Annotated in this window: 7 protein-coding genes; all 7 read left to right on the top strand. The window is 42.4% G+C overall.

Features of this window, described 5'->3' with window-relative positions; all coding sequences use genetic code 11:
• The first annotated feature begins 304 nt into the window (after window positions 1-304).
• The 7 genes from rpoN (at window position 305) to gpmI (ending at window position 7,704) form a co-directional block, all read left to right on the top strand.
• On the top strand, window positions 305-1,600 hold the full coding sequence (gene rpoN, locus EDD69_RS11385; protein ID WP_132949077.1) for an RNA polymerase factor sigma-54: 1,296 nt from the start codon (window positions 305-307) through the stop codon (window positions 1,598-1,600).
• Window positions 1,601-1,612: 12 nt separating this feature from the next.
• Window positions 1,613-1,858 (top strand): glutaredoxin family protein, encoded by a 246-nt coding sequence (locus tag EDD69_RS11380; RefSeq protein ID WP_132949076.1) that lies wholly within the window; start codon window positions 1,613-1,615, stop codon window positions 1,856-1,858.
• A 137-nt stretch (window positions 1,859-1,995) separates the two neighbouring features.
• Window positions 1,996-3,015, top strand: a complete 1,020-nt coding sequence (locus EDD69_RS11375; protein WP_132949075.1) for a sugar-binding transcriptional regulator — start codon at window positions 1,996-1,998, stop codon at window positions 3,013-3,015.
• A 46-nt stretch (window positions 3,016-3,061) separates the two neighbouring features.
• On the top strand, window positions 3,062-4,069 hold the full coding sequence (gene gap / locus EDD69_RS11370) for a type I glyceraldehyde-3-phosphate dehydrogenase (RefSeq protein ID WP_132949074.1): 1,008 nt from the start codon (window positions 3,062-3,064) through the stop codon (window positions 4,067-4,069).
• Window positions 4,070-4,200: 131 nt separating this feature from the next.
• A complete protein-coding gene (locus EDD69_RS11365) occupies window positions 4,201-5,388 on the top strand; it encodes a phosphoglycerate kinase (protein WP_132949073.1) in 1,188 nt (395 codons plus the stop codon).
• Window positions 5,389-5,416: 28 nt separating this feature from the next.
• Window positions 5,417-6,172, top strand: coding sequence for a triose-phosphate isomerase (gene tpiA, locus EDD69_RS11360; protein ID WP_132949072.1), 756 nt, complete (start codon window positions 5,417-5,419; stop codon window positions 6,170-6,172).
• Window positions 6,169-7,704 (top strand): 2,3-bisphosphoglycerate-independent phosphoglycerate mutase, encoded by a 1,536-nt coding sequence (gpmI, locus tag EDD69_RS11355; protein ID WP_132949071.1) that lies wholly within the window; start codon window positions 6,169-6,171, stop codon window positions 7,702-7,704. The genes tpiA and gpmI overlap by 4 nt, the downstream gene beginning before the upstream one ends.
• Window positions 7,705-7,717: the final 13 nt, after the last annotated feature.

Below are 7,717 nucleotides of genomic sequence, written 5' to 3'. Positions count from 1 at the left end.
GCTTTTGTATTTTGCATTTGATTTATCCAAAAAAATCCCTCCTGTATAGCAGTGTGTCCTTTTTCTACACTGTCTACACAAGAGGGATAATATCAACAAGCAAGCAGGTCTTTTTATGTAAAAAATAATAAAGTCCAGTGTGCCAGCACTGGACGAAAATAGAATTTGCGGGGCTTGCCCGCTTGTTCTAATTGAATAATATCATTGTTCTCTTGCATATGTATAGAGGTAAAAACATCCAAATTTTTTTTTATCATCTCGCATAAAAGAGATGGTAAAATGAAGGATGAAGGGGGATGGCGGCATGGAAGCACGGTTAGTTCAGCAACAAGAAGTGAAACTAGCGTTAACGAAGGAACTTACGCAAGCGATTGAGCTGTTGCAATATTCCATGTTAGAATTGCAGACTTTTTTACATGAGCAAGCGTTGGAGAACCCGTTTATAGAGTTGAAAGAAAAACCATTTTTTTCACACCATCCGCGTGAGAGCGCGAAAAAGTTAGGCGGCATCGAAAATGTAAGCGCTTTTAAAAAAACGTTGGCTGAGCATTTGTTGTCACAGCTCATCGGCATGAAGTTATCGTCTGAGGAACGGCGAGTGCTGGATTACTTAATTGCCTCCCTGGATGAAAATGGCTATTTGCATGCCAGTTGTCAAGAAGTAGCGGACCGATTGCATGTCCGTATGCCAATCGTCGAACGAGCTCTTGCATTGCTGCAATCTCTTGAGCCAGCGGGAGTAGGAGCACAAAATTTACGGCAATGTTTATATTTGCAGCTCATCCGATTACGAGAACGAAACGAGTTAGCAGAAACGATCGTTACGCACTATTTTGATTCATTTATTCAAAAAGATTGGAAATTGATTGCTAAACAGTTGCATGTCGATTTGCATCAAATTCAGCAAGCATGGGATTTAATTCGTACCCTTCATCCGAAACCAGGCAGCCTGTATAATGATCATGAAATGAATTATATTGTGCCCGATGTGATTGTGACGTGTCATGAAGGCAGTTGGAACGTCGTCATGAATGATGACATCGTTCCGGAGCTTGTATGGAATGAATCGTATGAAAAGAAAATTACTCGTTTTTGCGACGAACAAACAACAAAATATGTGAAAGAAAAACATCATCAGTTTCAATGGATTAGGCGATGTTTAGAGCAGCGAAAAGAAATGATCAAGCAAGTCATGTTACAATTAATTGAAAAACAAAAGGATTACTTTGAAAAAGGACCGCTGTATATCAAGCCGTTGACGATGCGCGAGATCGCTGAAGCGCTAAACGTTCACGAATCAACGATTAGCCGAACGGTGCGGAATAAATATGTGCAAACACCATATGGCTTAGTGGAGATGCGCCAATTTTTTACAAGTGGCGTGGCAACCTCTTTCGAAGAGGATGCTTCCCAAACAAAAGTAAAGGCGATCATTCAACAGCTGATTGCAGAAGAAGACGCGTTGAAGCCTTTATCCGATCAAAAAATCGCTCAGGTATTAAACGAGCGATACAACGTGCAAATTGCGCGGCGAACGGTAGCGAAATACCGCGAGCAATTAAATATTCCTCCAGCAGCGAAAAGAAAAAGATATGCATAAGGAGAGATTGATTTGAAAGTCGTCGTTTATTCAAAACAAAATTGTTGCCTTTGTGATCAAGCCAAAAAAGCATTAATCGAGTTACAAAAGGAGATGCCATTCCAACTTGAAGAAATCGATATTTATGAAGACGACCGCCTTCTTGAGAAGTATCAATTGATGATTCCTGTCGTTGAAATTGACGGGGAAGTGATTGAGTATGGAATTATTCACAAAGATGCCATAAGAAAGCGTTTACAAAGGCAAATGAGCAGTTGAAGTCCTCTCCTTCTCCTGCTACAATGAAAGTGTAGCAGGGGTGAATTTTTTTACTGCATGTGGGACATAATACGTCACAGCGGGACAAATAAAGTCCAAATGTGGTAAAAAACACCTTACAAAAGGAAGATTTAGACATGCGTAATTTGATCGATGTTCAAAGAAAATTGTTGCCCGACCTCCTCAACATTATGCAAAAGCGATATGAGATTTTGCAGCACATTCGCTTGATGCAGCCGATCGGTCGTCGAACGTTATCGACCAACTTAGGAATTAGTGAGCGTGTTTTACGATCGGAAGTGCAATTTTTAAAAGAGCAAAACTTGCTTGATATTACGCCGACTGGAATGAGTTTGACAGCTGAAGGAAGCGATGTGCTGAAACAGCTTGAAGATATGATGCGCGAGGTTTTAGGGCTAAAAGAATTAGAGAAAAAGATCAAAAATCGTTTGCAGTTGCGCGATGTCATTGTTGTCGCTGGAGATAGCGACCAATCCCCATGGGTCAAGAAAGAAATGGGTCGGGCTTGCGTGGCTCGCATAAAAGAACTCTTAGAAGGAAATACTATCGTCGCTGTGACTGGTGGAACAACCCTTGCTGCTGTGGCGGAGATGATGACGCCTGATTCAAAATATCGCGATGTTTTGTTTGTTCCAGCGCGTGGAGGGCTTGGTGAGGATGTGAAAAACCAAGCAAATACGATTTGTGCGCGCATGGCGGAAAAAGCGATGGGACGTTATCGTCTGCTGCACGTTCCGGATCAACTCAGTCATGAAACATATCAATCGATTATCGAAGAGCCTGCGATTAAAGAAGTGCTTGATTTAATTAAAGCATCCAGTATTGTTATTCACGGAATTGGAGACGCTAAAACAATGGCGGAGAGGCGCAAAACAGCGCCAGAAGAAATGGAAAAAATCGAAAAAAACAGAGCTGTTGCTGAAGCGTTTGGATATTACTTCGATCAAGAAGGGAAAGTTGTGCATAAAGTAAATACGGTTGGCATTCAACTTGAAGACGTGCAAAAAGTGAAGCATGTCATTGCTGTTGCAGGCGGCGCTTCGAAAGCAAAGGCAATTAAAGCGTATATGAAGCAAGCACATCACTCTGTGCTCATTACCGATGAAGGAGCAGCCAAAGAGTTAATACGGGATTAACCATCCCTAAAAATAAATTCATTCACTATTCAAGGAGGAAAAGAACATGGCAGTAAAAATTGGTATTAACGGTTTTGGTCGTATCGGCCGTAACGTATTCCGTGCAGCGTTAAAAAATCCTGAAATTGAAGTTGTAGCAGTAAACGACTTAACAGACGCAAAAACGTTGGCTCATCTTTTAAAATACGACTCTGTTCATGGCAAATTAGATGCAGAAGTTTCTGTTAATGGAAACAATATCGTTGTGAATGGAAAAGAAATTATCGTTAAAGCTGAGCGCGACCCAGCAAACTTAGGTTGGGGCGAATTAGGCGTTGACATCGTTGTTGAATCAACTGGTCGTTTCACAAACCGTGAAGATGCTGCGAAACATTTAGAAGCAGGTGCGAAAAAAGTCATCATCTCTGCACCAGCTAAAAACGAAGACATCACAATCGTTATGGGCGTAAACCAAGATCAATACGACCCAGCAAAACATCATGTTATTTCAAACGCATCTTGTACAACAAACTGCTTAGCACCATTTGCAAAAGTGCTTCATGAAAAATTCGGAATTAAACGCGGTATGATGACAACTGTTCACTCTTATACAAACGACCAACAAATTCTTGACTTACCTCATAAAGATTTACGTCGTGCTCGCGCAGCGGCTGAATCAATCATCCCAACAACAACTGGTGCAGCAAAAGCAGTTGCGTTAGTTCTTCCAGAATTAAAAGGCAAATTAAACGGAATGGCAATGCGCGTGCCAACTCCAAACGTTTCTGTTGTTGACCTTGTTGCGGAGCTTGAAAAAGATGTAACAGTAGAAGAAGTAAACGCAGCGTTAAAAGCAGCTGCAGAAGGCGAATTAAAAGGTATTTTAGCGTACAGCGAAGAGCCGCTTGTATCTCGCGACTACAACGGTTCTACTGCTTCTTCAACAATCGATGCGCTTTCAACAATGGTAATGGAAGGCCGCATGGTGAAAGTTGTATCTTGGTATGACAACGAAACAGGTTACTCTCACCGCGTTGTTGACCTTGCTGCTTACATCGCTTCTAAAGGTCTATAATAAAGGCATTTGGATTTGTTACCCAAAACGGTTTATAATAAATAGTTGGGAATGCCGAGAAGGGGAGCGGGGATCATCCCCACTCCCTTTCTACATATGACATCCGACATTAGTTAAGGAGGCGTTTGGCCATGAACAAAAAAACCGTTCGTGATATTGATGTCAAAGGAAAACGCGTATTTTGCCGCGTGGACTTCAACGTGCCAATGCAAGACGGAAAAGTAACAGACGATACACGCATTCGTGCTGCGTTACCAACGATTCAATATTTGATGGAACAAGGGGCAAAAGTCATTTTAGCAAGCCATCTTGGCCGTCCGAAAGGAAAAGTTGTTGAAGAGCTACGTTTAACAGCAGTAGCAGAACGTTTAAGCGAACTTCTTGGCAAACAAGTAGTCAAAACGGATGAGGCATACGGCGATGCCGTTAAAGCAGCGATCGCTCAAATGAATGAAGGCGATGTATTGCTTCTTGAAAACGTTCGTTTCTATCCTGGTGAAGAAAAGAACGATCCAGAATTAGCAAAAGCCTTTGCAGAGTTAGCAGATGTTTACGTGAACGATGCATTTGGAGCGGCTCACCGTGCACATGCTTCTACAGAAGGAATTGCACATTATTTACCTGCGGTAGCCGGCTTCTTAATGGAAAAAGAAATCGAAGTGTTAGGAAAAGCTCTTTCTAACCCAGATCGTCCGTTTACAGCGATCATCGGTGGAGCAAAAGTAAAAGATAAAATCGGAGTTATTGAAAACTTGCTTGATAAAGTCGATAATCTCATTATCGGCGGCGGTCTCGCTTATACGTTTGTCAAAGCATTAGGCCACGAAATCGGAAAATCATTACTTGAAGAAGATAAAATCGAACTTGCAAAATCATTCATGGAAAAAGCAAAAGAAAAAGGCGTTAACTTCTATATGCCAGTGGATGCGGTTGTTGCAGATGAATTTTCTAACGACGCGAATACAAAAGTGGTCAATATTGATGAAATTCCAAATGAATGGCAAGGCTTAGATATCGGTCCGAAAACGCGTGAATTGTATCGCGATGTTATTTTAAAATCAAAACTCGTGATTTGGAACGGACCGATGGGCGTATTCGAAATGGACGCTTTTGCGGAAGGAACAAAAGCGGTTGCTCAAGCGCTCGCTGATGCGAAAGATACATATACAGTCATCGGCGGTGGCGACTCAGCAGCAGCGGTTGAAAAGTTTGGTTTAGCGGATCAAATGGATCACATTTCTACAGGTGGCGGAGCGTCGCTTGAATTTATGGAAGGAAAACAACTTCCGGGTGTCGTTGCGTTAAACGACAAAGAGTGAACTCCCGAAAAGAGAGAGGGATGAAATGATGCGAAAACCGATTATTGCGGGAAACTGGAAAATGCATAAAACACTTTCAGAAGCGTTGAGCTTCGTTGAAGAAGTGAAAAATGCCGTGCCTTCTGCAGAAAAAGTGGATTCCGTTGTTTGCGCTCCAGCGTTATTTTTAGAGCGCTTAGTCGAAGCGACGAAAGGAACAGATTTAAAAATTGGTGCACAAAATATGCACTTTGAAGATCAAGGAGCATTTACGGGGGAAATCAGCCCGGTTGCTTTAAAAGATCTTGGTGTGACATATGTGATCATCGGTCACTCTGAGCGTCGCGAAATGTTTGCGGAAACAGACGAAACGGTGAATAAAAAAGTGCTTGCCGCATTCAAACATGGACTCGTGCCAATTGTTTGCTGCGGTGAAACGCTTGAAGAGCGCGAAAGCGGAAAAACGAATGAAGTCGTTGCTGCACAAGTAGAAAAGGCGCTTGAAGGATTAACAGAAGAACAAACGAAACAAGTGGTGATCGCTTACGAACCAATTTGGGCGATCGGTACAGGAAAGTCATCAACAGCGGAAGATGCTAATGAAGTGTGCGGCCATATTCGTGCGGTCATCGCGAAGAAATTCTCGCAAGAAGCGGCTAATGCGATCCGCATCCAATATGGCGGCAGCGTCAAACCAAACAACATTAAAGAATTTTTAGCACAAGAACATATTGACGGCGCGCTAGTTGGAGGCGCTAGCTTAGAACCACAATCGTTTTTACAACTAGTGGAGGCAGGAAAATGAGCAAAAAACCAGTTGCGTTAATCATTTTAGACGGTTTCGCCCTTCGTGAAGAAACATTTGGAAATGCGATTGCTCAAGCGAAAAAACCAAATTTTGACCGCTACTGGAATGAATATCCGCATACAACATTGAAAGCATGCGGAGAAGCGGTCGGTCTCCCTGAAGGACAAATGGGGAACTCTGAAGTTGGTCACTTGAACATTGGTGCAGGACGAATTGTGTATCAAAGTTTAACACGTGTGAACATCGCCATTCGTGAAGGAGAATTTGAACGGAACGAAACGTTCTTGGCGGCGATGAACCACGTCAAAGAAAAAGGAACCAACTTGCACATTTTCGGTCTTCTTTCCGATGGTGGTGTGCATAGCCACATTCATCACTTATATGCATTGTTGAAATTAGCGGCAAAAGAAGGCGTGAAAAACGTATACATTCACGGCTTTCTAGACGGTCGCGATGTTGGTCCGCAAACAGCGAAAAAGTATATTAACGAATTAAACGAGCAAATCGCTCAAATCGGCGTTGGTGAAATTGCGACCCTTTCTGGACGCTACTATTCAATGGACCGCGACAAACGTTGGGAACGCGTAGAAAAGGCATACCGAGCAATGGTGTATGGCGAAGGTCCGAAGTATCGCGATCCAATTGAATGTATTGATGATTCTTATGCAAATGGCATTTATGACGAGTTCGTCTTGCCATCTGTGATCGTTCGCGAGGATGGAACGCCAGTTGCAACCATTAAAGACGAAGATGCGGTTATCTTCTACAACTTCCGTCCAGACCGCGCGATCCAAATTTCAAACACATTTACAAACGAAGATTTCCGTTATTTTGATCGCGGACCGAAACATCCGAAAAACTTATTCTTCGTATGTTTAACGCATTTCAGTGAAACAGTAAAAGGGTACGTGGCGTTTAAACCAACAAACTTAGATAATACGTTAGGGGAAGTATTATCACAAAACGGCTTAAAGCAGCTTCGCATTGCGGAAACAGAAAAATATCCGCACGTCACGTATTTTATGAACGGCGGACGCGAAGAACAATTCCCTGGTGAGGAGCGCATTTTAATTAACTCACCAAAAGTTCCGACATACGACTTAAAACCAGAAATGAGCGCATATGAAGTAACAGAAGCGCTTTTAAAAGAAATCGAAGCGGATAAATTCGATGCGATCATTTTAAACTATGCAAACCCAGACATGGTTGGGCATTCAGGAAAGCTTGAGCCGACGATTAAAGCGATTGAGGCTGTTGATGAATGCTTAGGAAAAGTCGTGGATGCGATTTTAGCCAAAGGCGGTATTGCCATCATCACGGCAGACCATGGAAATGCGGATGAAGTTATTACGCCTGAAGGAAAACCGCATACCGCTCATACGACTAACCCAGTTCCTGTCATCGTGACAAAGAAAGGAATTAAACTTCGCGATGGCGGAATTTTAGGTGATTTAGCACCAACAATGCTTGATCTTTTAGGATTAGAACAACCAAAAGAAATGACAGGAAAATCATTGATTGTTAAATAAAAATTATGAGGAA

The sequence above is a fragment of the Thermolongibacillus altinsuensis genome (assembly GCF_004341205.1).
Classification (GTDB): domain Bacteria; phylum Bacillota; class Bacilli; order Bacillales; family Anoxybacillaceae; genus Thermolongibacillus; species Thermolongibacillus altinsuensis.
This window is presented reverse-complemented; position numbering and strand designations above follow the sequence as displayed.

What these genes read in the sequence shown, in the direction of transcription:
- gpmI (WP_132949071.1), top strand. Translation starts at nt 6,169, where the DNA reads ATGAGCAAAAAACCAGTTGCGTTAATCATTTTAGACGGTTTCGCCCTT.
- tpiA (WP_132949072.1), top strand. Translation starts at nt 5,417, where the DNA reads ATGCGAAAACCGATTATTGCGGGAAACTGGAAAATGCATAAAACACTT.
- EDD69_RS11375 (WP_132949075.1), top strand. Translation starts at nt 1,996, where the DNA reads ATGCGTAATTTGATCGATGTTCAAAGAAAATTGTTGCCCGACCTCCTC.
- rpoN (WP_132949077.1), top strand. Translation starts at nt 305, where the DNA reads ATGGAAGCACGGTTAGTTCAGCAACAAGAAGTGAAACTAGCGTTAACG.
- EDD69_RS11365 (WP_132949073.1), top strand. Translation starts at nt 4,201, where the DNA reads ATGAACAAAAAAACCGTTCGTGATATTGATGTCAAAGGAAAACGCGTA.
- gap (WP_132949074.1), top strand. Translation starts at nt 3,062, where the DNA reads ATGGCAGTAAAAATTGGTATTAACGGTTTTGGTCGTATCGGCCGTAAC.